This is a genomic window from Streptomyces sp. NPDC001985 (assembly GCF_040296845.1).
Taxonomy (GTDB): Bacteria; Actinomycetota; Actinomycetes; order Streptomycetales; family Streptomycetaceae; genus Streptomyces.
In genome coordinates, this window is sequence record NZ_JBEOYB010000075.1 from 7230 (window position 1) to 27742 (window position 20513).

The window sequence follows — 20513 nt, forward strand, 5'->3', positions numbered from 1 at the left end:
CTTCCGCCGCACGGAGAACTGACACCGCCGCGCACACGGGAGCGGACGCCCGGAGCACAGCTCACCGGCAGCGGGCAGGCGCAGGGCACCCGGGGACTGACACTCACCTTCCGCCGCACGGAGAACTGACACCGCCGCGCACACGGGAGCGGACGCCCGGAGCACAGCTCACCGGCAGCGGGCAGGCGCAGGGCACCCGGGGCTCCGCACGGCCACGGCGGCGCGGCCGGAGGCCGCCCCGTGGCAGGCGGCCCCGTCGGGGGAGGGCTTGGCGGCGGCGACGGGCGCGGCGACGGGCCCGGGCCCCGGGGCCGGGCAGGACGCGGCCGGCTTCCCCGGGCCCGCGCAGACCCCGGGCGCTTCCCCGGGCCGGCAGAGACCCCGGGTTACAGCCCGGTGAATTCCCCCGCCCCCGGGAATGCCTGCCCCGACCACCCCCGTTACCCCTGTCATGCCCGATTCCGCCCCGCCGCGCCCCCGCATGCCCCTCGCCGTCTACATCCTCGGTCTCTCCGTCTTCGCTCTCGGTACGAGCGAGTTCATGCTCTCCGGTCTGCTGCCGCCGATCGCCGAGGACATGGACGTCTCCATCCCCCAGGCCGGTCTGCTGATATCCGCCTTCGCGATCGGCATGGTCGTCGGCGCGCCGCTGCTCGCCGTCGCCACGCTCCGGCTTCCCCGCAAGACGACGCTCGTCGCGCTCATCACCGTCTTCGGCCTCGGGCAGGTCGCGGGCGCGCTGGCGCCGACGTACGAGATCCTCTTCGCGTCCCGGGTGATCAGCGCGCTCGCGTGTGCCGGGTTCTGGGCGGTGGGGGCGTCCGTCGCCATCGCGATGGTGCCGGTGAACGCGCGGGCGCGGGCGATGGCCGTCATGATCGGCGGGCTCTCCATCGCCAATGTGCTCGGGGTGCCGGCCGGCGCCTTCCTCGGGGACCATCTGGGGTGGCGGTCCGCGTTCTGGGCGGTGGGGCTGTCGTCCGCGATCGCGCTGGTGGGTGTGGTGACCCTCATCCCGCGCATTCCGCTGCCCGCCGAGCGGCCCCGGCTGAAGCGGGAGCTGTCGATCTACGGCGACCGTCAGGTGTGGCTGGCGATCGGGCTCACGGCGCTCGCCGCGGGCGGGGTGTTCTGCGCGTTCTCGTATCTCGCGCCGCTGCTCACGGATGTCGCCGGGCTCGGCGAGAGCTGGGTGCCGAGTGTGCTCGGGCTCTTCGGGCTCGGTGCGCTGATCGGTACGGCGGTGGGCGGCCGGGTCGCGGACGCCCACCTCTTCGGGGTGCTGCTCAGCGGGATCACCGCGTCGACCGTCTTCCTGGCGGCGCTGGCGCTCCTCGCCTCCAGCCCGGTGGCCGTGGTCACGCTCTCGTTCCTGCTGGGGGTCTCGGCGTTCTACACGGCTCCCGCGCTGAACGCCCGGATGTTCAATGTCGCGGGCGCGGCCCCGACGCTCGCGGGCGCCACGACGACCGCCGCGTTCAATCTCGGCAACACGGGCGGGCCCTGGCTGGGCGGCACGGTGATCGACGCCGGTCTCGGGTACGCGTCGACGGCCTGGGCCGGTGCGGCGATGACCGTGGTGGCGCTGGCGCTCGTCGCCGTCTCGCTGCGGCTGCACGGCCGGTCGCGGACGGTGATGGTGTCGCCGGCGGTGGCCTCGGCCGGTGCCGGGACCCGCGTCAAGGGATAGCGCCGCCCACGGGGCGGCCCGGACCCCGTCAGGGGGCGGCCCGGCCCTTGGGGCGCCGCAGCCCCGCCGCGACCAGCAGCCGCACCACCTCGCGGCTCGACACCTCCACCGCGCCCGCCGCGACCGCGTCCCGGTAGCGGTCGGAGGGGAGGTCGTAGTGGTCGCGCTCGAAGGCGCGCGGCGGGCAGCCGATGCCCGCCGCGAAGCGGTGGAGTTCGCCGAAGGAGACATCGCTGACGAGGTGCGACCACATCCGGCCGTGGCCCGGCCAGGCGGGCGGGTCGATATAGACCGTCACGCCAGCTCGCCGACCCTGGCGACCGTCACCCCGGCCTTGTGGCAGACCCAGCGCGGGTCCGCCCCCAGCTCGGGCTCGATCTCCAGGGCGTGCGGATCGCCGGAGTCGCAGACCGGGCAGAGCGGCCAGCGGCCGTGCCGCTCCAGCAGGGCGTCCTGGACGTCCTGGGCGATCAGGCCCGTGACGTACTCCAGGCCGTCCGGCCACTGCTCGACCCACCAGCGGCGGTGTGTCACCGACTCCTCGACCAGGGAGACCACTCCGGAATCCGCCACATCCCGGGCGGCGAGATCGGCCAAGATCAGGGCGCGGGCGGTGTGCAGGGCCTGTTCACGCGGGTCGGAGGCGTCCATGGGCCCATTGTCCCCCGGACGGCGGACACTCCGTCCGCCCAGCAGGGGTTGACCACACCCAAATAGTGAAAATATCTTTCAAATGTGACCGACTCGCTGAAGGAAATTTTCAGTCCCGGGGTGCGCGCCGAGACCCCGCCACCCGCTCCGGCCGCCCTGGCCGCCAAGGTCCGCACACTCACCCCGTCCATGACCCGCTCCATGCAGCGGGTCGCCGGGGCCGTCGCCGAGAACCCGGCGGCGTGCGCCGCGCTCACGGTCACCGGGCTCGCCGAGCTGACCGGCACCAGCGAGGCGACCGTGGTCCGCACGGCCCGGCTGCTGGGCTACCCCGGCTACCGCGATCTCCGCCTCGCGCTGGCCGGGCTCGCCGCGCACCAGCAGTCCGGCCGGGCGCCCAGCGTCACCGCCGACATCGCCGTCGACGACCCCCTCCCCGAGGTGGTCGCCAAGCTCGCCCGCGACGAGCAGCAGACCCTCGCCGACACCGCCGCCGGACTGGACACCGTCCAGCTCGCCGCCGCCGTCACCGCCGCCGCGACCGCCCGCCGGATCGACATCTACGGGGTCGGCGCCTCCTCGCTCGTCGGCCTCGACCTGGCCCAGAAGCTGCTGCGGATCGGCCTGATCGCCCACGCCCACACCGATCCCCATCTCGCCGTCACCAACGCCGTGCAGCTGCGCTCCGGCGATGTCGCCATCGCGATCACCCACTCCGGCTCCACCGGCGATGTGATCGAGCCGCTGCGCACCGCCTTCGAGCACGGGGCGACGACCGTCGCCATCACCGGCCGCCCGGACGGCCCCGTCACCCAGTACGCCGACCATGTGCTGACCACCTCCACCGCGCGCGAGAGCGAGCTGCGGCCCGCCGCCATGTCGTCGCGCACCAGCCAGCTCCTCGTCGTGGACTGCCTCTTCATAGGAGTCGCCCAGCGGACCTACGAGACGGCCGCGCCCGCTCTCTCCGCCTCGTACGAAGCCCTCGCCCACCGCCACAGCCCGCGCGGCACCAGCCGCTGACACACACGGACCGACCGCAGCAGAACAGACGGACAGACCGAAGGAAAGCGTGCTCGATGACCTCCACCTCACCCGCGTACGGTGAACTCCGCGCCCAGCTCGACTCCCTCACCACCGAGGCGTTCCGGCCCGAGCTGGCCGAGATCGACCGGCTGCCCACGCTCGACATCGCCCGGACCATGAACGGCGAGGACCGGACCGTACCGGACGCCGTCGCCGCCCGGCTGCCGGAGATCGCCTCGGCCATCGACGCCGCCGCCGAGCGGATGGCGCGCGGCGGGCGGCTCGTCTACGCGGGCGCCGGCACCGCCGGCCGGATGGGGGTGCTGGACGCGAGCGAGTGCCCGCCGACCTTCAGCACCGACCCCGGTGAGGTGGTCGGTCTGATCGCGGGCGGCCCCGGCGCCGTGCTCAGCGCGGCCGAGGGCGCCGAGGACAGCGCGGAGCTGGCCGCCGCCGATCTGGACGGGCTGGGCATCGGCCCCGACGACACCGTGGTGGGGATCTCCGCCTCCGGCCGCACCCCGTACGCCGTCGGCGCGGTCACCCACGCCCGCTCGCTCGGCGCGCTCACCATCGGGCTCTCCTGCAACGCGGGCAGCGCGCTGGCCGCCGCGGCCGACCACGGCATCGAGGTGGTCACCGGGCCCGAGCTGCTCACCGGCTCCACCCGGCTGAAGGCCGGCACGGCCCAGAAGCTCGTCCTCAACATGATCTCCACCATCACCATGATCCGGCTCGGCAAGACCTACGGAAATCTGATGGTCGACCTCCGCGCCTCCAACGAGAAGCTGCGGGCCCGCTCCCGCCGGATCGTCTCGCTCGCGACCGGCGCGTCCGACGCCGAGATCGAGAGCGCCCTCGCCGCCACCGACGGCGAGGTGAAGAACGCCATCCTCACCCTCATCGGCCGGGTCGACGCCCCCACCGCCGGCCGTCTGCTCACCGAGAACGGCGGCCATCTGCGCGCCGCGCTCCGGTCCGCCGTCAGGGAGTGACCGCGCGGCACCCGCCGCTCGGCACACAGCACACCGCACAGCAAGGCAGCCCCACATGCCTCACAGACACCAGAACCCCCCGGATGACCACCGGGCCGTCGCCGCCGCGATCCTCCCGCTCGTCGGCGGCGCGGCCAACATCACCTCCGTCGCCCACTGCATGACCCGGCTGCGGCTCGGAGTGCGCGACCGCGCCCGGGTGAGGGAACCGGAACTGCGGGCGCTCCCCGCCGTCCTGGGCGTGGTCGAGGGCGATACGTACCAGATCGTCCTCGGCCCGGGGGCGGTCAGCCGGGTCACCGCCGCGTTCGAGAGGCTGATGGCGGCCGGGAGCGGGGAACCGGTGACCGGAACCGGGACCGGGACCGGCGGACCCGGGACCGGCGGACCCGGGCTCGCCGAGCGGGGCGCGGCCCTCAAGGCGGCGCGGAAGGCCCGCAACGCCACCCCGGGCAAGCTGCTGCTGCGCCGGATCGCCCAGGTCTTCGTCCCGCTGATCCCCGCCCTCATCGGCTGCGGCATCCTCGCCGGACTGGGCGGACTGCTGGTCAACCTCGGTCTGCTGCCGGGGCTCACCACCGCGCTCACCGCCCTCACCGGCGGATTCATGGCGCTGCTGCCCGTCTTCGTCGGCTATCTGGCGGCGAAGGAGTTCGGCGGCACCCCGATCCTGGGCGGCGCGGTCGCCGCGATCATCGTCTTCCCCGGGGTCGAGCGGATCGACGCCTTCGGCCAGCGGCTCTCCCCCGGGCAGGGCGGTGTCCTCGGCGCGCTGGGCGCGGCGGTGCTCGCGGTGTACGTGGAGCGGGCGTGCCGGCGGGTGGTGCCGGGGGCGCTCGATGTCCTGGTGACACCGGCGCTGACGGTGCTCATCACCGGTCTGGTCACCGTCTACGGGCTGATGTTCGCCGCCGGTACGGTCGCCACCGCCATCGGCGACTTCGCGGGGGCGCTGCTCGCCGGGGGCGGGGCGCTCGCCGGGTTCGTGCTCGGCGGGCTGTTCCTGCCGCTGGTCATGCTGGGGCTGCACCAGGCGCTGATCCCGATCCACGCCACCCTGATCGAGCAGCAGGGGGCCACGGTGCTGCTGCCGATCCTGGCGATGGCGGGCGCGGGGCAGGTCGGGGCCGCGATGGCGGTCTATCTGCGGCTCCCGCACGACCCGCGCATCCGCGCCACCATCCGCTCCGCCCTCCCGGCGGGACTGCTGGGCGTGGGCGAGCCGCTGATCTACGGGGTCTCGCTGCCGCTGGGCCGCCCGTTCGTCACGGCCTGTGTCGGCGGGGCCTTCGGCGGCGGGTTCGTCGGTTTCTTCCACATGCTGGGGACCACGGTCGGCTCGACGGCCATCGGACCGTCGGGATGGGCGCTCTTCCCGCTGCTCCAGGGCAGCGGGGGTCTCGCGCGCACGGTCGCGGTCTACGCGGGCGGGCTGCTGGCGGGGTACGCGGCCGGGTTCTGCGCGACGTACTGGTTCGGGCTGCGGGGGGTGCCGGAGGCCGGGGCCGGGGCCGGGGCCGGGACAGCGGAAGGGTCCGTGGCGGGTCGGGGCGATGCCCGGCCGGCCGCCGCTGCGGAATGACCATCCCGGTCGGGGGGGGAGGGTTGGAATGTGTCGCATGGCTCAGGCCGACTGCCCCACCTGTGGTGGTGCGTCGCTGGAGCAGCGGGGCGATCAGTCCGGCCTGGCGGGCCCTCGCGGTGGCTACGTGTGCGGGACCCGCGACTTCGGTGTGACCCCAGTCGGGTACGAGCTGGAGAGCGCGGAGGCCCGGAAGCGGGTGTCCGCCGGGCGGATCGCCCGCGCCAAGAAGGAGCGCGCCGCGCGGGAGAAGGCACCCCGCAGCGCTGAGGCCGCCTCGTCGTCACGGCGGGCGCCCGCTGCGCCACTCTGTCCGGGCCCCCGAAACCCGTGCACCGACCACGAATGCCCGCGTCCTCCGGGAGGCTGTCCAGGAGGACTTCGACGCCGTAGTCGCGTCAGCCTTACCAGGATCGCCGCATCGGGTGCCCAGCAGTCGTCCCGCCGCTCCCGCCACCCAGCCGTCTCCAGCGCGATCAGTCCGTCCGGGACGGGTGTCTATCCTGCCTCGCGGAGTGCCGCGTCGACGGCCCCCAGGGCCCGCTCCCACGGAAAGTGCTCCGGGTTCCCCCGCTTCGGCGGATGCGGCTCGTACCCCTCCGCCCCGTCCAGGTACACCACGCCCTGCGCGCGCAGGTCCGCGATGCCGCGCGCCACCGCCGGCTGCGCGCCCTGAGCCCGGTTGAAGTACGGCATCGCCACCGTCGGGACGCCCATGTTGACGCCCTCGGACACCAGCCCGATGGCCAGCGTGTCCGCGATCCCCGCCCCCCATTTGTTCAGGCTCGTGCAGCTCAGGGGCGCCACCAGCATCGCGTGCGCCTTCGGGAGCGCGTCCCTTTCGCCGGGCAGCTTGTACTGGGATCGCACCGGGTGCCCGGTCAGTTCCTTCAGCTCACCGAGTCGGTCGTTCCACCACCGGGCAGCGGACGGGGTCAGGATCAGGCACACGTCCCAGCCGGCTTCCTGAGCCCGGCGGACACCGGTCCCGACGTACTGGGTGGGGCCCGCGGCACAGGCAATCAGATACAGCACTCGCGTTGTCATCCGCGCAGTCCACAGCGCTCCGCCAGCGCCCGCAACTCCTCACTGGGGTTCGCTGTCGCGCGGACCACGTCCTTCACAAGACTCACAGCATCCGGCCGGCCCGCTACTTCCTCGGGCGCGAGCCCGTCGGCCGCGAGCAGCTCCGACACGGCCCGCTGTCTCCGCCGTGTCAAGAGCGCGGCGCGTGCCTTCGACAGGTGCAGGCCCACCGTCCGCTCGCGGCTCAGCCCGCTGATGCCCTCCGGTGCGAGCTCGTCGGCGGCCTCCAGCGCCGACCAGCCGTCCTCCAGGCGCACCAGCAGGTCCACCCGGTGCAGGCCCACATTCGTCGGCCCGAACTGCGTCCAGTCCTCGTCACGGTCTCCGCCCTGCCGGTTCGCCACCTCCCCGGCCTCGTCCACCAGATCGGAAACGGCCCGCACCCGGGCGGGCGTCCGCTCCTGCGACGACGCGGCCAGCGCGGCCGACAGATACAGCATCCCCAGCGTGGACAGCCCCAGCGGCCCTCGGGCAGACAGGTCCGCTGCCAGCCGGCCCGCTGCCGCGGTCGCGAAATCCACGGCGGCCTGCGCACGGTGCTGGTGGACGAGGCTCTTCGTGATGCGCCGGGCTGCCGCCCCTATCTGCACTGGGTCACCCGACCGCTCCGCCGCCGCCAGCGCCCGGTCGGCGGCCGGCGCGGCCTGGACCGCCGTCGCCTGCCCGTACTTGTGCAGATACGAGGTCACCAGCTGGTACACGCGGGACAGCAGCGCCCGCGCGGCAGCCGTCTCCCCGGCGGGTGCGGAGTGCGCGGCCCGCTCCGCGTCCAGTACGAGGTCCGGCAGATCCCGTCCGAGCGCCGCGTAGTGGCAGGCCTGGAAGGCCTCGCAGCAGTAGGCGAGCCTCCGGCGCAGCACACCCGATGACTGCACCGGCCGGTCATCCGGCGCGGCCCCGTACAGCGCGTCGACGACACGCAGCGCCTCGGGAGGAGGGAGGGTGCCCGGCTTCGGCGCGGGCGGTCCGTCGCACAAGAGCTGCTCCAGGGGGATGCGCAGGACCTCGGCCGCGCGCACGAGGACCGAGAGACGCGGGTCGCTCTGACGCTTCCCGCCCTCGATGTCCTGCACCCAGCGTTTTGTCTGCCCCATCAGCCGGCCGAAGTCGGTCTGGGTGAGGCCTCGGCGGTCTCGCCAGTACGCGATCCGCCGACCGATGTGTCCCGTCTCCATCGACGGCTCCCAGGGCAAGGCACGCACTCTGCGTGCCTACTCCAGATGTACCCCACCCTACGGTGAGTTGGAAGCCGATCACCGCTAGTGCCCCTCGGGACGGAGTGCCATGCAGAACAGCACAGAGACGGCAGTTGGCCAGTGGCTCGCCGACTCACTGGGCAGACCGCGGGACGCCTGGGGGCACTGGCGCGCCGGCCCCGTCACCATGCTCCCGACCGGCCGGCGCTTCGACGCCGTCCGCATGCCCGGGGACATCGTCCACGCCGCTGTCGGCGCCGTCGACCACGCCCCGGTCTCCGCCGGGCTCACGCAGGCCCTCGCGGGGCCCGTCATCTGCGACACCCGCTGGTACTACGCCCTCGTGCCCCCGCAGACCGCCGAGACCTGGACGTGCCCACTCGCCGCCTGTCTCACCACCGGCGCCTGGGTCACCGTCCCCCGTCCGGACCGCAGCGCCGAGGACACCGGGGCCGGACTGCACTGGTGCGTCCCCATGACCCGCCCCGGCCGCCTGTGCGACCCGGAGGCCGTCGCCGCCCTGCTCCAGGACGGCCACAAGCGGGTCGCGCGCGCCGGGTGCGAGTTCCGGCGCCCCGTCCCGACGCCCTTCAGCACGGAGCGTTCCTGATGGAGATGCAGCTCTGGCGCGACAGCCGCGACCGCGCTGAGACGGCGACCCGCGCCCTCCAGGACGCGCTCGACGCGGCCGGGGTACCCGAGCGGGTGTGGCGGTCGATCCGATCGGTGGTCACCCGGCACGGTCGGCCGTTCGTCGATATCGGCCCGCTGCCGCCGGAGGTCGCCGAGCGCCTCGCGGAAGCCCTCCGCCAACCCCCGCCCGAGACCCGGTGGCTGGACACGGGCAGCAGCTCCGGCGTGATGATCCCCGTACCGCCCGGCCGTCGGCCCTGAGCCACGCCCGCGTCACCCCCCTGACGCCGGGCCTCCCCGCCCCGGCCTGCCGCCCCCGGGCAGGCCGGGGCACCCAGACACGAATGGCGAACCCATCATGTTCCGCATCAAGCCACTCGGCGACGACTTCGTCGAGCCCCTCATCATCCGCGCCTGGCTCGACCAGGCCCTGGCGGACGAGAAGAGCGGAACCCGCACCGGCACCACCGATGTCCGCCACCCCCGGAAGAGGCGGACCTGATGCCCTGGTTCCCACACACCCAGCGGATCACCCGCCCACCCGACGACTTCGGCGCCTGGGTCGTCGCCGCCATCTGCGTCCTCTCGGCCATCGGACATGTCTGGGACAGCTCGGCCCGGCTGCTCGACGAACGGCCGCCGGCCCCCAAGCCCGCGTCCGCACCGCCCCCGCCGCCCGGCTGAGACCGTCCCGGACAGAACTCGTCGCCGCCTCTCGACAGCGGCGCTCACACCCACCACCTGCCCCGCGTTCGGACCAGGAGGCTCTGATGAGCACTGCCGCCTTACCGCCCGCGCCCGCTTCTTCGCTCGGCTTCGCCTGGCTGGAAGTCACTGGCCTCTGCAATCTGGAATGCACGCACTGCTACGCCGACTCCAGCCCCAGGGGCACCCACGGCACGATGACGGTCGGCGACTGGAAGTCCACCATCGATCAGCTCGCCGACATGGGTGTGGGGAACGTCCAGTTCATCGGCGGCGAGCCCTGTCTCTACCCGCACCTGGCGGAGTTGATCGACCATGTCCGGCACCGGGGCATCACCGGGATCGAGGTCTACAGCAACCTCACCCACGTGAGTGATTCGCTGTGGGAGACCTTCGTGGCGCAGCGGGTGGACCTGGCCACCTCGTACTACTCGGACCAGGCCGCCGAGCACGATGCTGTCACGGTCCGCCAGGGCTCCCACAGGCGCACGAGGGCCAACATCCAGAAGGCCCAAAGGCTGGGTCTTTCGGTCAGAGGATCGACCATCGAGGTCGGCCCTGGCCAGCGGGCAGGGCAGGCCCGCCAGGATCTCAGGGACCTCGGTCTCGGGAACGTCGGCGGAGACCGGGCGAGGGCCTTCGGCCGCGCGAGCCGAGGCGCGGCGCCAACCATCGCGGACCTGTGCGGACACTGCGGACGGGGCAGCCTCGCGATCGGGCCCACCGGTGACGTCTGGCCCTGTGTGATGTCCCGCTTCATGACGGTCGGCAACGTCCGAAGGGCGCTCCTTTCCACCATCTGGAGCGGCAGCGCGATGGCGATGGCGCGGGCCCGTATCCAGGCAGCCCAGGACAGCAGCCCGGAGTCCTGCACTCCGCCTGCGTGCCTCCCTTGGTGCGGGCCCTGTCAGCCGTGCCCTCCGATGGTCGTCCGAGGCACGGCGAAGAGCCGGTCCCGGAGTCGGAACGCTGACTACGATCGGTGACCACGCCGAGCGAGTCGGAGGTACTTTCATGGATGATCACGGCGACGATTTCATCGCCTGGCTTGAGGGCCATGGTGACCCGGTGGAGCGGCACGAGGAGCAGTGGCAGTTGTTCGCCGGTTATGTACGGCACGCCGCGAACAAGGTGGGCCCCACCTTGCCGCTCTGCCTCCCTGGGGAGCCCCAGGAGTGCGGCCGTGACGCGCGGCAGCACACCCTCGCGTGGGCCGCCGCGCTGAAGGCGGCGGCCCAGCGGATCATCGAGACCAGCACGGCCACCCCGGCGGAGTCGTCGTACTACGCGGGACAGTTGTACCTGCGCAGGCTCGCCGCGCTCCGAGAGGGAGACTCAGCGAGGGCGAGCAGCGAGGTTCCGCTCCAGCGGCACTCAGGGGCCGACCGGCTCCACTGATCGGCGGCCGGCGGCTCCGGTACCACCCGAGGCGACCGAATCGGGTAAGGGTCGCGCCCATGAACGACCTCCCGGCCGGTGGGCCGGAATCCTCCGACGGTGGGGCCGGGGGCGGCCGGGACGAAGGGCTCCTCCTTCGCCGGCAGACCAGGACGGCCGGAGGAGCCGGGCGCGGCGCGTGGCACGGACCGCCGTGCCGCGATCGGCGGAGGAGCGGGACCGAGCCGGCGCGGGCTCCGGTGGCGGGGCTGATGGCATCGAAGCTCCGGTCACCGGTGCCGGTGGGGTGGGCGCCGTCGACCGGTGCCGGTGGAGCGGGCCCGATGGCTCAGCGGCCCGATTCCCCGGTCAGGGCCGCGCGGAGGGGTCCAGGCCCAGCGATACGAGGAGCCGCCGGGCCCGGGTCCCGCCCCGCAGGAGGGCGTCCACCAGAGGCCCGGTTCCCCCGTCGCCGCCGGCGGCGTCCAGATAGGCGTCGAAGGGGCGGTCGTCCGGGCCGAGATCGGTGCCGGCGCGCTCGACGGCCCGGAGGAGCGGGGCGTAGCGGGCGCCCATCGCGGCCAGCCGGGCGCCGCCCGCCGAGCGGACCTCCGGGTCGGCGGCGCCCTCGCCGGCCATGTGCGGATAGCGCAGCCCCACCTCGTGGGTGGCGAGGACCGCCAGCAGCAGATGCTCGGTGCCGGTCTCCTGACCGGTCCTGCGGGACTGGTCGACGGTCTCCAGGGCGACCCAGGCGACCGGGTTCGCCGCGAGGTTGGCGCCCCGGGCGAGGAACAGCACCACCCTCAGCCAGAAGGGGCGCCCGGTGCGCGGGCGACGGCCCAGCAGGGTGTCCCGGGTGGGCCGCAGCTCCGGGCCGAGACCGTCGGCCGCCGGGGGGAGGGTGTCGTCGTCCAGCAGCCTCCGCACCTCCCCGGGGGACGTACCGCAGATCCGCAGGACCTCGGCGGCGCGGCTGTCCTCGTCGGCCAGCAGCCCGCGCAGCAGATGCTCCACCGAGCAGCTGAGCGCGTCCGCGCGCCGGGCGTCCTCCATCGCGGACCGGAACGCCCGGGTCGCGGCGCCCGTGAGCCGGCGGCCGCGGTGGCCGTCGTCGCCCAGCACCTCCACGGACGGAACGCTTCCCCCGGCGTCGTCCGTGCCGGCCCAGGAGCCGGGGCGGGAGGCGCGGTCGCGGATGACGGCCAGCTGGGCGGCCATGGTCGCCCCCGTCCGGCCGAGCGCTCGACCGACGGGGCCCCTGGCCTTGGCGAGGGCGGCGAGCAGATGCTCGGTCCCGATGGTGTCGCCGCCGTCGTCCACCGCGCCCCAGGCCGCGCCCAGGACACCGACCACGCTCCAGTCCGCCTCCACGATCGCCGGCCTCGTCCTCATCCCGTTCTCCCCGCTGTCGCCGCTCATGGGGAGAGCTTCGCGGGGGGCGGGGGGCCACCGCGTCCCCACAATGTCGTTGCCGCGATCTCCCTTCGGCTGAAGAATCACGTCCGGGCCGGGCCGGCCCGTACCCGAAAGTCTTGGGGCTTTCCCTCTTCCGACTTCCGTCTTCCGTTCGTCAGGAGTGTCGATGACCGCCCGTCCCGGTTCGCTGAACGGTTTCTGCTGGCTGGATCTCAAGACCGGGGACACGGCCGCCGCCGGGGAGTTCTTCGGGGCGGTGCTGGGGTGGGGGTTCGCGGTGGACGAGGAGGACTGGCGGCGGGCGGTGAAGATATCGGCGGGCGGGTGGCGGATCGGCGGGGTGAGCGATCTGTCCGCGCCGGTCTATCCGCCCGGGACGCCCGCGCACCTCGCGTACTACCTGGCGGTCGACGAGGTGGACCGGCGGGCCGAGCGGGCGGTGGCGGGCGGGGCGCGGCTGGTGGTGGAGCCGTTCGACGCGGGGGACCAGGGGCGGATGGCGACGCTGGTCGATCCGTTCGGCGCGGCGGTCTCGCTCTGGCAGGCGAGGGAGTTCACCGGGTGGGGGTTCCCGGCGGGGGGCGCGGCGGGCCTGCCGCACCGGATGGTCCTGGCGTGCGCCGACCCGGCGGGCGCGCGCGCCTTCTACCGGGACGCGCTCGGGGTCGAGCCGCGTCCCGGCGACGTGGTCGCCGCGCCCGGGGAGCCCGGCTGGCGGCTGGAGGTCGCTGTGGACGACCCGGGGGCGGTGTCGGAGGCGGCGGCCCGCTCGGGCGGCGAGGTGAGGGAGGGGGTGCTGTACGCCCCCGAGGGGCTCGCCCTCCGGATCAGCCGGGCAGCGCGGCCGTGAGGTCGACCTCGACCAGCTGCCCGGGGAACCCGAGCCGGGCGACACCCAGGAGGGTGCTCGCACTGGTGAACGCCTCGGCGATGACGGATTCGTTCAGCCGGGTCCAGGCGGCGGCCAGGGCGGCGGGGTCGTCGGAGACGACGTAGATCACCGAGCGGACGACATGCTCGGGCCCGGCGTCGACGAAGCGGAGCGCGGTGAGGGCGTTGGCGGCGACCTGGTCGATCTGGGCGCCGAGGTCGTTCTCGCCGACGAGGGTGCCGGAGGGGTCGAGGGGGCACTGGCCGGCGAGGTGGGCGGTGAGGGAAGGGGGGGTGAGGGTGATGTGGTGGTAGCCGGGGGTGGGGTGGAGGGAGGGGGGGTTGATCCGTGTGATCCTGGAACTCATCCCCCGAGTCTCGCCCTTCCCTCCCCCGGGAGCACCTTCTTTTCCCTCCCGCCACCCGAGCAATCCCGGCCCGTCCGGCGGCACCTCCCGGAGCCGGCTCCGGGGAGTTTGGGGACGGACCCTGTGCGACAGGACCCCGCACCCTGCGGGCCACGGTCGGGGGCCGGCTCGAACACCATCAGGCCGGGAGCCGTGCCCCGCGAGGGGCGCGTCAGGGAAGAAGGCGGTGTTCCTTCGCGAAGGCGACCGCCCCGGCCCGGGTGTCGACACCCAGCTTCGCGTAAATCCTCCCCAGATGCGTCTTCACCGTCGCCTCACTGATGAACAACTCCCGCGCGATCTCCCGATTCCCCACCCCCCGCCCCAACTGCCCCAGAATCTCCCGCTCCCGCTCCGTCAGCTCCGGCAGCCCCCCACCCCGCATCCGGTCCATCACCCGGCTCGCCACCGGCGGCGACAGCGTGGTGCGCCCCCGCGCCGCCGAGTGGATCGCGGTGAAGAGTTCCTCGGGGCGCTCCGCCTTCAGGAGATACCCGGTCGCCCCCGCCCCGATCGCCCGGGTGATGTCCGCGTCCGTGTCGTACGTCGTCAGCACCAGCACATGCACATCGGGCGCCGCGATCCGCCGTGTCGCCTCCACCCCGTCGATCCCGGGCCCCAGCTGAAGGTCCATGAGCACCACGTCCGGGCGGAGCTTCGCCGCCAGCGCCACCGCCTCCTCCCCGCTGCCCGCCTCGCCCACCACCTCGATGTCGGGTTCGCTGCCGAGCAGGGCGAGCAGACCGGCGCGGACGACGGCGTGGTCGTCGCAGAGCAGAATCCGTACGGCGGTCATCGGTCCTCCAGAGGGCGCCCCAGGGGCACGGCGGCCGAGACGACCGTCCCCTCCCCGGGCGCCGATTCGATGGTCAGGGTCCCGCCGAGCTGCCGCAGCCGGGCCCGCATCGCGGGCAGACCGTGCCCCCGGACCCCGGGCGCGGACTCCCCCGGCTCGAACCCGCTCCCGTTGTCGGCGATGTCCAGCACCACCTGGTCGTCCAGCCGGCTCAGGGTCAGCGCCGCCGTGGTGGCGCCCGCGTGCTCGGTCACATTGGCCAGCGCGCCCTGGGCGATCCGCAGCAGCGCCGACTGCACCCGGTCGGGCAGGGCGACGGGCGCTCCGTCCAGATGGAAGCGGACCCGCAGCGCGTCGGTGGTCTCGCGCTCGGCGAGCGTCCGCAGCGCCTGGGCGAGCCCGCCGCCCTCCGCCAGTTCGGCGGGGGCGAGGTCGTGGACGAAGCGGCGGGCCTCCGCGAGGCTCCGCTCGGCGATGGACTCGGCGGTACGGACATGGGCGCGGGCCCGCCCGGGGTCGCTGCCCCAGGTGCGCTCGGCGGCCTGGAGCAGCATCTGCTGGCTGGAGAGGCTCTGCGCGAGGGTGTCGTGGATCTCCATCGAGAGCCGCTGGCGTTCGGCGAGGGTCCCCTCGCGCCGCTCGGTGGCGGCCAGCTCCCGGCGGGTCCGCACCAGGTCGTCGACGAGGGCCCGCAGCCGGTCGGCCTGGCGGCGCATATGGAGGAAGACGGCGGTGGCGAGCGCCGCGACCACCGGCGGCAGCAGGAAGAGGTTCGGGTCGATGCCCTGCCGCAGCCGCCACTCCGCGATCACGACGAGCAGACAGAGCACCGCGACGAGGGCGACGGCCGCCCGCGTCGGCAGCGAGCGCAGCCCGGTGTAGATGAGCGGGACGGCGCACCAGGCGAAGCTGGGCGCCAGCAGCACGACCACCACCCAGCAGCCGACGACGAGCCCGAGCCGGATGGGCTCGCCGCGCGGGTGGAGCCGGGCGGCGAGCCGGCGCCCGGGGAGCTGGAGCACGGCGAGGGCGGTGCCGAGCCCGATGACCCACGGCACCGCCGGGCTCTCCGGGTGCCGGATCAGATACCGCAGCAGGGCCCCGGCGAGCAGCGCGAGGAAGGCCGTGTCCATGACGGCGTCGAGGAGCCGGCTGTCCCGGTCCGCGCCCCGGGTGTCGCGCGCCAGGGGGTCCCGGGCGTCCACGGGGGTCGGGTGCTGGGACATCGTTCGCCGTTCTTCTCTCCGCGTGCTCCGCCGACGGTCTGCGCGTGCTCCGCCGCCGGCCCTCCTCGCATCGTGACCCGGCGGGCGGCCCGCCGCATCAGCCGATCGGCTGACACCCGCCTCCACCATGATGCCTGCGCGGTCCAGCCGGTACGCCGATCCGCCGGGGCGGCCGCCGGCGACAGGATCGGTGGCGGAAGGCGACCACCAGCCCTCCACCAGCAGCAGCACCCCACCAGCACAGGAGCCCAGGCCATGAAGAAGCTGTCGACCCGCACCCGTGTCCTCGCCGGTACCGCCGCCGCCGTCGCCCTCAGCGCCGGAGCGTTCGGCGCGGTCTCCGCGAACGCCTCCGCCCCCGCCGCCGAGTCCCGGGCCGCGGTCAAGGCCGACCCCTCGCACCGCAGCCTCCAGCAGACCACGCATCTGACGGTCGACGCGGCGTCGAAGGCCGCGCGGGCGACGCTGGACGCGGCCGAGCGGGCCGGCCAGCGGGTGACGGTCGCCGTGGTCGACCGGAACGGCAACACCATCGTGACGCTGCGCGGCGACGGCGCGGGCCCGCAGTCCTACGAGTCCGCCGAGAAGAAGGCGTTCACCGCCGTCTCCTGGAACGCGCCGACCTCGGAGCTGGTCAAGCGCCTGGAGTCGACCCCGAACCTGAAGGACATCCCGGGCACCCTGTTCCTGGGCGGCGGCGCGCCGGTCCAGGTCAAGGGCGCACCGATCGCGGGCATCGGTGTGGCGGGCGCGCCGAGCGGCGCCCAGGACGAGGAGTTCGCCAAGGCGGGTGTCGCGGCCCTCAGCCGCTGAACCACGCCCTTCCGCCGCCCGGGGCCCTCCGTTGAGATCTTGCTGGGCTCGCGTGCCCCGGCACCGCGCCTCGCCGCGTTGGCGTCCATCACGCAGGGCCCCCTGGGCCCTGACGGGCACGGGAGGGACCCGCGGTGGCTCACATCCTCCGCCCGGCGACGCACGGCACCGGGCCCGCTCACTGATCCAGCCCGATCCGGACGGAAGACCCTAGGATGCGGCGCGTGATCCGGTCATGCGCCGTGCGCCGTGTCCTGCTGCCCGCCGTGGCGGTGTGCCTCCTCGGGGGGTGCACCGGCGGCGGGCTCGGCACGGTCCGGGACGGGCCGGGGCTCGCGGGGCTCGGTGATCCGCTCTTCCCCCGGCTGGGCAACGGCGGCTACGACGTCCGGCACTACCGGCTGGCGCTCGACTACGACCCGGACACCGGGCGGATCGAGGGCACGGCGGAGATCACCGCCCGCGCGCTGCGGACGCTCGGCGCCTTCCATCTCGATCTGCACGGGCTGACCGCCGACGGGGTCACCGTCGGCGGCGAGCGGGCCGCCACCGGCCGGTCCGGTGACGAGCTGACCGTGCGGCCCGGCACCGGTATCCCGGCGGGCGCGGTCTTCCGTGCGGTCGTCCGCTACTCCGGCACCCCCCGGACGATCACCGACGCGGACGGCTCCGACGAGGGGTGGCTCCCCACCCGCGACGGCGCGCTCGCGCTCGGGGAGCCCGCCGGGTCGATGGCCTGGTTCCCCGGCAACCACCACCCGAGCGACAAGGCGGCGTACGACATCTCCGTCACCGTGCCCCGGGGGCTGAAGGCGGTCTCCAACGGGGAACCGGCGCGGGAGCGCGCGGACGGCGGGCGCACGGACGGCGAGCACACGGACGGCGAGCACACGGACGGCGAGCACACGGGCGGCGGGCGCACCACCTTCCGCTGGCGCACGGCGGAGCCGATGGCGAGCTATCTGGCGACGCTGGCGATCGGCCCGTACCGGATCACCTCCTCCCGCACCCCGGCCGGTCTGCCGGTGATCACCGCCGTGGACCCGGCGGTGGAGGAGACGCTCTCCGGGCGCATCCCGGAGGTGCTGGCCTGGGCGGAGCGGCACTTCGGCCCGTACCCCTTCTCGTCCATCGGCGCGATCGTGGTCCCCGACGGGGTGGCCGGCTACGCCCTGGAGACACAGAGCCGGCCGGTCTTCCCGGCCCGCCTCCTCACCGTGCGGACCCTGGTCCACGAGATCGCCCACCAGTGGTACGGCAATTCGGTGACGCCCCGGTCCTGGCGGGACATATGGCTCAACGAGGGCTTCGCGACCTACGCGGAGTGGATGTGGGCGGCGGAGTTCGAGTCCGTGCCGGTGGAGCGGAGCTTCGAGGCCGCGTACGCGGAGCGGGACAACTGGTCCTTCGCCCCGGCCGATCCGCCGTCGGCCGCCCGGATCTCCGGCGCTCCGGTGTACGGGCGGGGCGCGATGGTGCTGCACGAGGTGCGGCGGGCGGTCGGGGACGCGGCCTTCGCGCGGATTCTGCGCGGGTGGGCGCGGGAGCACCGGCACGGCAACGCCTCCACCGGGGAGTTCACGGCGTGGGCCGAGCGGTCCTCGGGCCGGGAGCTGGACGCGGTGTGGCGGGGCTGGCTGTACGGGGAGGGACGCCCGGCGCGGCACTGACGCCGGAGCGCGGCGGGGCCCCGCCTCTCCGGAGCGGCGCGTCGCCGAGACGCGCGCCCGGAGGCGGCGGCCGGGGCGCACCGTGCGCCACGGCCGCGCCAGGCGCCGGCCCCGGGAGTGCTCCCGGGGCCGGCGCGCCGCCGGTGCCGGACGGGTGTGTCAGAGATTGACGCCGAAGTCGCGGGCGATGCCCTCCAGACCGGAGGCGTACCCCTGGCCGACGGCGCGGAACTTCCACTCCGCGCCGCTGCGGTACAGCTCGCCGAAGACCATCGCGGTCTCCACGGCCGCGTCCTCGCTCAGGTCGTAGCGGGCGATCTCGGCGCCGCCGGCCTGGTTGACGACACGGATGTACGCGTTGCGCACCTGGCCGAAGTTCTGCGTGCGGGCGACCGCGTCGTAGATGGAGACCGGGAAGACGATCTTGGTGACATCGGCCGGGAGACCGGCCAGGTTCACATTGATCTGCTCGTCGTCGCCGCCGCCCTCGCCGGTGCGGTTGTCACCGGTGTGGACGATGGTCTGGTCCGGGGTGGCCCGGTTGTTGAAGAAGACGAAGTGGGCGTCGGACGCGACCTTCCCCGCGGCGTTGACCCCGATCGCGGAGGCGTCCAGGTCGAAGTCCGTGCCGGTGGTGGTACGGACATCCCAGCCGAGGCCGACGGTGACGGCGGTCAGCCCCGGGGCCTCCTTGGTGAGCGAGATGTTGCCGCCCTTGGTCAGGCTTACTGCCATTGGGAAGTCCCCTTCGTGTACGAGTGTGCGGCGGCCCCGGGTCGTCCCGGCGCTGCCGTTACCCGTCTTAACGCAGACGGAGGACCCACAGGTTCCAGGGAAGTTCCAGGGAAATCGAGATGACGTGAACATCTCGGACACGGGACGATGGGGGCATGTCCGGTCCCTATGTCATCCGAGGCTCCGTCTCCCTCCCGGAGGCCGAGCTGATCTGGCGTTTCTCCAGGTCGTCCGGGCCGGGCGGCCAGCATGTCAACACCAGCGACTCCCAGGTGGAGCTGCGCTTCGACCTCGCGCGCACGGAAGCGCTGCCCCCGGTGTGGAAGGAACGGGCGCTGGAGCGGCTCGCGGGACGGCTGGTCGGCGGTGTGATCGCCGTGCGCGCGTCGGAGCACCGCTCCCAGTGGCGCAATCGCGAGACGGCGGCGGTCCGCCTGGCGGCGCTGCTGGCGGAGGCGACCGCGCCGCCGCCCAAGCCCCGGCGGGCGACCCGCGTCCCGCGCGGGCTCAACGAGCGGCGGCTGCGGGAGAAGAAACAGCGCTCGGACACCAAGCGCGGGCGCTCGGGCCGCGACTGGGGCTGACCCTGCGGACCGGACGGACCGGACGGACGAGCCGGACCGGACGGACGAGCCGGGCGGGAGCCCCGCCGGCCCGGGCGCACCGGGCCCCGGGCGCACCGGGCGGCCACGGCTCACCCCAAGTGCCGGTACTTCCCCCGGAAGTACATCAGCGGCCCGCCCTCGGCGACCGGCACACCGGCGGACAGCACCCGCCCGATCACCAGGGTGTGGTCACCCGCCACCACCCGCTGCTCGGTCCGGCACTCCAGCGTCGCCAGCGCGCCGCCGATCAGCGGGGCACCGCTCAGCTCCCCGCGCACCCGGGGGACGTCCTCGAAGAGCAGCCGGTCGCTGACCCGGCCCTTCATGGCGAACCGCCCGGCGATGTGGCGCTGGTCCTCGGAGAGGACCGAGACCGCCCAGAGCGGCTGCTCGTCCAGCAGATCGTCCATCCGGGAGCCGTTGCGCAGACTGATCATCACCAGCGGGGGGTCCAGGGAGACCGAGACGAAGGCGGTCGCCGTCATGCCCGCGTCCTCGCCCCGTGGTCCGTCGTCGGCGTCGTGGGCGGTCACCAGGACGACACCGGCCGCCAGCCGGGCCAGGGCCGCGCGAAACTCCTCGTTGCTCACCCCATCAGCATGGGGGATCGGGGCGGCGGAGCCGGAGGCCCCGGGGGCGGAGGCGGAGGCGGCGGCTGTTGCGGTGGCAGCGGTAGGGAGCACAGCCGACACGCTAGCCGCGCGGACCGGGGCCGCACATCGGGCCAGGGGACCAGTGCGGTCCTAGGACCAGCGTCCCGGCCGGACGCCCCGGACCCGCGCGGAACCGGAACCGGACCCGGACCCGTACCGGCGCCGTACCGGCCCGCACCCGAGCCGCACCGGACCCGAACCGGACCCGTACCGGCCCTGAACCGGCCCGCGCAAGCCCCGTGCCGGTCCCGTACCGGCTCCGTACCGCCCCGTATCGGACGCCGCCGGGACGCGTGTACGGTCCGGGGGCCGCGCACGGCCCGGATTTGCGTTCGGAGACACCGGAGGGAGGCGAGGGCGGCTCACCCCCGCTCCGAT

The 20513-nt window shown here is 74.2% G+C and carries 24 protein-coding genes; 14 read left to right on the forward strand and 10 right to left on the reverse strand.

Annotated elements, in window-relative coordinates:
• Nucleotides 1–481: 481 nt before the first annotated feature.
• Entirely contained in the window at nucleotides 482–1690 is a 1209-nt protein-coding gene (locus ABT122_RS27310; protein WP_351557752.1) for a Cmx/CmrA family chloramphenicol efflux MFS transporter, read from the forward strand.
• A gap of 28 nt (nucleotides 1691–1718) precedes the next feature.
• On the opposite strand, the gene ABT122_RS27315 is transcribed toward ABT122_RS27310, so the two are convergent.
• Both ABT122_RS27315 and ABT122_RS27320 read right to left on the reverse strand, forming a co-directional pair.
• Nucleotides 1719–1988 (reverse strand): DUF4031 domain-containing protein, encoded by a 270-nt coding sequence (locus ABT122_RS27315; protein WP_351557671.1) that lies wholly within the window; start codon nucleotides 1986–1988, stop codon nucleotides 1719–1721.
• A complete protein-coding gene (locus ABT122_RS27320; protein WP_351557674.1) occupies nucleotides 1985–2341 on the reverse strand; it encodes a DUF8819 family protein in 357 nt (118 codons plus the stop codon). The genes ABT122_RS27315 and ABT122_RS27320 overlap by 4 nt, the downstream gene beginning before the upstream one ends.
• Nucleotides 2342–2425: 84 nt before the next feature.
• On the opposite strand from ABT122_RS27320, the gene ABT122_RS27325 reads away from it, so the two are divergent.
• Genes ABT122_RS27325 through ABT122_RS27335 form a run of 3 tightly spaced genes read left to right on the forward strand, consistent with a single transcriptional unit; the run spans nucleotide 2426 to nucleotide 5944 of the window.
• Nucleotides 2426–3364 carry a MurR/RpiR family transcriptional regulator gene (locus tag ABT122_RS27325; RefSeq protein ID WP_351557677.1) on the forward strand — a complete coding sequence of 313 codons (939 nt, stop codon included), beginning with the start codon at nucleotides 2426–2428 and terminating at the stop codon, nucleotides 3362–3364.
• A 56-nt stretch (nucleotides 3365–3420) separates the two neighbouring features.
• Nucleotides 3421–4362: an N-acetylmuramic acid 6-phosphate etherase gene (gene murQ, locus ABT122_RS27330; protein WP_351557680.1), complete on the forward strand. Its 942-nt coding sequence runs from the start codon at nucleotides 3421–3423 to the stop codon at nucleotides 4360–4362.
• A 55-nt stretch (nucleotides 4363–4417) separates the two neighbouring features.
• Entirely contained in the window at nucleotides 4418–5944 is a 1527-nt protein-coding gene (locus tag ABT122_RS27335) for a PTS transporter subunit EIIC (protein ID WP_351557683.1), read from the forward strand.
• A 498-nt stretch (nucleotides 5945–6442) separates the two neighbouring features.
• On the opposite strand, the gene ABT122_RS27340 is transcribed toward ABT122_RS27335, so the two are convergent.
• Both ABT122_RS27340 and ABT122_RS27345 read right to left on the reverse strand, forming a co-directional pair.
• The gene (locus ABT122_RS27340) at nucleotides 6443–6991 is read right to left on the reverse strand and encodes a flavoprotein (RefSeq protein ID WP_351557686.1); all 549 of its coding nucleotides are present in this window, start codon (nucleotides 6989–6991) and stop codon (nucleotides 6443–6445) included.
• A complete protein-coding gene (locus ABT122_RS27345) occupies nucleotides 6988–8205 on the reverse strand; it encodes a helix-turn-helix domain-containing protein (protein WP_351557689.1) in 1218 nt (405 codons plus the stop codon). Before ABT122_RS27345 ends, ABT122_RS27340 begins: the two co-directional genes overlap by 4 nt.
• Before the next feature lie 208 nt (nucleotides 8206–8413).
• Between ABT122_RS27345 and ABT122_RS27350 the strand changes: the two genes are divergently transcribed.
• The 6 genes from ABT122_RS27350 (at nucleotide 8414) to ABT122_RS27375 (ending at nucleotide 10962) form a co-directional block, all read left to right on the forward strand.
• Nucleotides 8414–8836: a hypothetical protein gene (locus tag ABT122_RS27350; RefSeq protein ID WP_351557692.1), complete on the forward strand. Its 423-nt coding sequence runs from the start codon at nucleotides 8414–8416 to the stop codon at nucleotides 8834–8836.
• A complete protein-coding gene (locus tag ABT122_RS27355; protein WP_351557695.1) occupies nucleotides 8836–9120 on the forward strand; it encodes a hypothetical protein in 285 nt (94 codons plus the stop codon). Before ABT122_RS27350 ends, ABT122_RS27355 begins: the two co-directional genes overlap by 1 nt.
• 97 nt (nucleotides 9121–9217) lie before the next feature.
• On the forward strand, nucleotides 9218–9361 hold the full coding sequence (locus ABT122_RS27360; protein WP_351557698.1) for a hypothetical protein: 144 nt from the start codon (nucleotides 9218–9220) through the stop codon (nucleotides 9359–9361).
• Entirely contained in the window at nucleotides 9361–9543 is a 183-nt protein-coding gene (locus ABT122_RS27365; RefSeq protein WP_351557701.1) for a hypothetical protein, read from the forward strand. Before ABT122_RS27360 ends, ABT122_RS27365 begins: the two co-directional genes overlap by 1 nt.
• Before the next feature lie 86 nt (nucleotides 9544–9629).
• On the forward strand, nucleotides 9630–10550 hold the full coding sequence (locus ABT122_RS27370) for a radical SAM/SPASM domain-containing protein (protein WP_351557704.1): 921 nt from the start codon (nucleotides 9630–9632) through the stop codon (nucleotides 10548–10550).
• A gap of 28 nt (nucleotides 10551–10578) precedes the next feature.
• Nucleotides 10579–10962 (forward strand): hypothetical protein, encoded by a 384-nt coding sequence (locus ABT122_RS27375; protein ID WP_351557707.1) that lies wholly within the window; start codon nucleotides 10579–10581, stop codon nucleotides 10960–10962.
• Between the two features lie 348 nt (nucleotides 10963–11310).
• On the opposite strand, the gene ABT122_RS27380 is transcribed toward ABT122_RS27375, so the two are convergent.
• Nucleotides 11311–12336 (reverse strand): Clp protease N-terminal domain-containing protein, encoded by a 1026-nt coding sequence (locus tag ABT122_RS27380; RefSeq protein ID WP_351557710.1) that lies wholly within the window; start codon nucleotides 12334–12336, stop codon nucleotides 11311–11313.
• Nucleotides 12337–12526: 190 nt separating this feature from the next.
• Here ABT122_RS27380 and ABT122_RS27385 point away from each other — a divergent pair, with 190 nt between their 5' ends.
• Nucleotides 12527–13210 carry a VOC family protein gene (locus tag ABT122_RS27385; RefSeq protein WP_351557713.1) on the forward strand — a complete coding sequence of 228 codons (684 nt, stop codon included), beginning with the start codon at nucleotides 12527–12529 and terminating at the stop codon, nucleotides 13208–13210.
• On the opposite strand, the gene ABT122_RS27390 is transcribed toward ABT122_RS27385, so the two are convergent.
• The 3 genes from ABT122_RS27390 to ABT122_RS27400 all read right to left on the reverse strand — a co-directional run bounded on the left by ABT122_RS27390 (nucleotide 13188) and on the right by ABT122_RS27400 (nucleotide 15659).
• The gene (locus ABT122_RS27390) at nucleotides 13188–13598 is read right to left on the reverse strand and encodes a RidA family protein (RefSeq protein ID WP_351557716.1); all 411 of its coding nucleotides are present in this window, start codon (nucleotides 13596–13598) and stop codon (nucleotides 13188–13190) included. The two genes, ABT122_RS27385 and ABT122_RS27390, sit on opposite strands and share 23 nt — an antisense overlap.
• A gap of 211 nt (nucleotides 13599–13809) precedes the next feature.
• A complete protein-coding gene (locus ABT122_RS27395) occupies nucleotides 13810–14433 on the reverse strand; it encodes a response regulator (RefSeq protein WP_351557719.1) in 624 nt (207 codons plus the stop codon).
• Nucleotides 14430–15659, reverse strand: coding sequence for a sensor histidine kinase (locus ABT122_RS27400; RefSeq protein WP_351557722.1), 1230 nt, complete (start codon nucleotides 15657–15659; stop codon nucleotides 14430–14432). Before ABT122_RS27400 ends, ABT122_RS27395 begins: the two co-directional genes overlap by 4 nt.
• Nucleotides 15660–15914: 255 nt before the next feature.
• Between ABT122_RS27400 and ABT122_RS27405 the strand changes: the two genes are divergently transcribed.
• Both ABT122_RS27405 and ABT122_RS27410 read left to right on the forward strand, forming a co-directional pair.
• Entirely contained in the window at nucleotides 15915–16472 is a 558-nt protein-coding gene (locus tag ABT122_RS27405) for a GlcG/HbpS family heme-binding protein (protein ID WP_351557725.1), read from the forward strand.
• A gap of 215 nt (nucleotides 16473–16687) precedes the next feature.
• Nucleotides 16688–18142, forward strand: coding sequence for a M1 family metallopeptidase (locus ABT122_RS27410; protein WP_502976212.1), 1455 nt, complete (start codon nucleotides 16688–16690; stop codon nucleotides 18140–18142).
• Nucleotides 18143–18301: 159 nt separating this feature from the next.
• On the opposite strand, the gene ABT122_RS27415 is transcribed toward ABT122_RS27410, so the two are convergent.
• The gene (locus tag ABT122_RS27415) at nucleotides 18302–18877 is read right to left on the reverse strand and encodes a TerD family protein (protein ID WP_351557728.1); all 576 of its coding nucleotides are present in this window, start codon (nucleotides 18875–18877) and stop codon (nucleotides 18302–18304) included.
• Between the two features lie 155 nt (nucleotides 18878–19032).
• Between ABT122_RS27415 and arfB the strand changes: the two genes are divergently transcribed.
• Entirely contained in the window at nucleotides 19033–19461 is a 429-nt protein-coding gene (arfB, locus tag ABT122_RS27420; protein WP_351557731.1) for an alternative ribosome rescue aminoacyl-tRNA hydrolase ArfB, read from the forward strand.
• Nucleotides 19462–19571: 110 nt separating this feature from the next.
• Here arfB and ABT122_RS27425 read toward each other — a convergent pair whose 3' ends face one another.
• A complete protein-coding gene (locus ABT122_RS27425) occupies nucleotides 19572–20165 on the reverse strand; it encodes a flavin reductase family protein (RefSeq protein ID WP_351557734.1) in 594 nt (197 codons plus the stop codon).
• Between the last annotated feature and the right edge of the window lie 348 nt (nucleotides 20166–20513).

Coding starts and splice junctions, on each gene's coding strand:
- ABT122_RS27310 (WP_351557752.1), top strand. CDS start 482: ATGCCCCTCGCCGTCTACATCCTCGGTCTCTCCGTCTTCGCTCTCGGT.
- ABT122_RS27320 (WP_351557674.1), bottom strand. CDS start 2,341: ATGGACGCCTCCGACCCGCGTGAACAGGCCCTGCACACCGCCCGCGCC.
- murQ (WP_351557680.1), top strand. CDS start 3,421: ATGACCTCCACCTCACCCGCGTACGGTGAACTCCGCGCCCAGCTCGAC.
- ABT122_RS27335 (WP_351557683.1), top strand. CDS start 4,418: ATGCCTCACAGACACCAGAACCCCCCGGATGACCACCGGGCCGTCGCC.
- ABT122_RS27340 (WP_351557686.1), bottom strand. CDS start 6,991: ATGACAACGCGAGTGCTGTATCTGATTGCCTGTGCCGCGGGCCCCACC.
- ABT122_RS27345 (WP_351557689.1), bottom strand. CDS start 8,205: ATGGAGACGGGACACATCGGTCGGCGGATCGCGTACTGGCGAGACCGC.
- ABT122_RS27350 (WP_351557692.1), top strand. CDS start 8,414: ATGCTCCCGACCGGCCGGCGCTTCGACGCCGTCCGCATGCCCGGGGAC.
- ABT122_RS27355 (WP_351557695.1), top strand. CDS start 8,836: ATGGAGATGCAGCTCTGGCGCGACAGCCGCGACCGCGCTGAGACGGCG.
- ABT122_RS27360 (WP_351557698.1), top strand. CDS start 9,218: ATGTTCCGCATCAAGCCACTCGGCGACGACTTCGTCGAGCCCCTCATC.
- ABT122_RS27365 (WP_351557701.1), top strand. CDS start 9,361: ATGCCCTGGTTCCCACACACCCAGCGGATCACCCGCCCACCCGACGAC.
- ABT122_RS27370 (WP_351557704.1), top strand. CDS start 9,630: ATGAGCACTGCCGCCTTACCGCCCGCGCCCGCTTCTTCGCTCGGCTTC.
- ABT122_RS27375 (WP_351557707.1), top strand. CDS start 10,579: ATGGATGATCACGGCGACGATTTCATCGCCTGGCTTGAGGGCCATGGT.
- ABT122_RS27380 (WP_351557710.1), bottom strand. CDS start 12,336: ATGAGGACGAGGCCGGCGATCGTGGAGGCGGACTGGAGCGTGGTCGGT.
- ABT122_RS27385 (WP_351557713.1), top strand. CDS start 12,527: ATGACCGCCCGTCCCGGTTCGCTGAACGGTTTCTGCTGGCTGGATCTC.
- ABT122_RS27390 (WP_351557716.1), bottom strand. CDS start 13,598: ATGAGTTCCAGGATCACACGGATCAACCCCCCCTCCCTCCACCCCACC.
- ABT122_RS27395 (WP_351557719.1), bottom strand. CDS start 14,433: ATGACCGCCGTACGGATTCTGCTCTGCGACGACCACGCCGTCGTCCGC.
- ABT122_RS27400 (WP_351557722.1), bottom strand. CDS start 15,659: ATGTCCCAGCACCCGACCCCCGTGGACGCCCGGGACCCCCTGGCGCGC.
- ABT122_RS27405 (WP_351557725.1), top strand. CDS start 15,915: ATGAAGAAGCTGTCGACCCGCACCCGTGTCCTCGCCGGTACCGCCGCC.
- ABT122_RS27410 (WP_502976212.1), top strand. CDS start 16,688: ATGCGGCGCGTGATCCGGTCATGCGCCGTGCGCCGTGTCCTGCTGCCC.
- ABT122_RS27415 (WP_351557728.1), bottom strand. CDS start 18,877: ATGGCAGTAAGCCTGACCAAGGGCGGCAACATCTCGCTCACCAAGGAG.
- arfB (WP_351557731.1), top strand. CDS start 19,033: ATGTCCGGTCCCTATGTCATCCGAGGCTCCGTCTCCCTCCCGGAGGCC.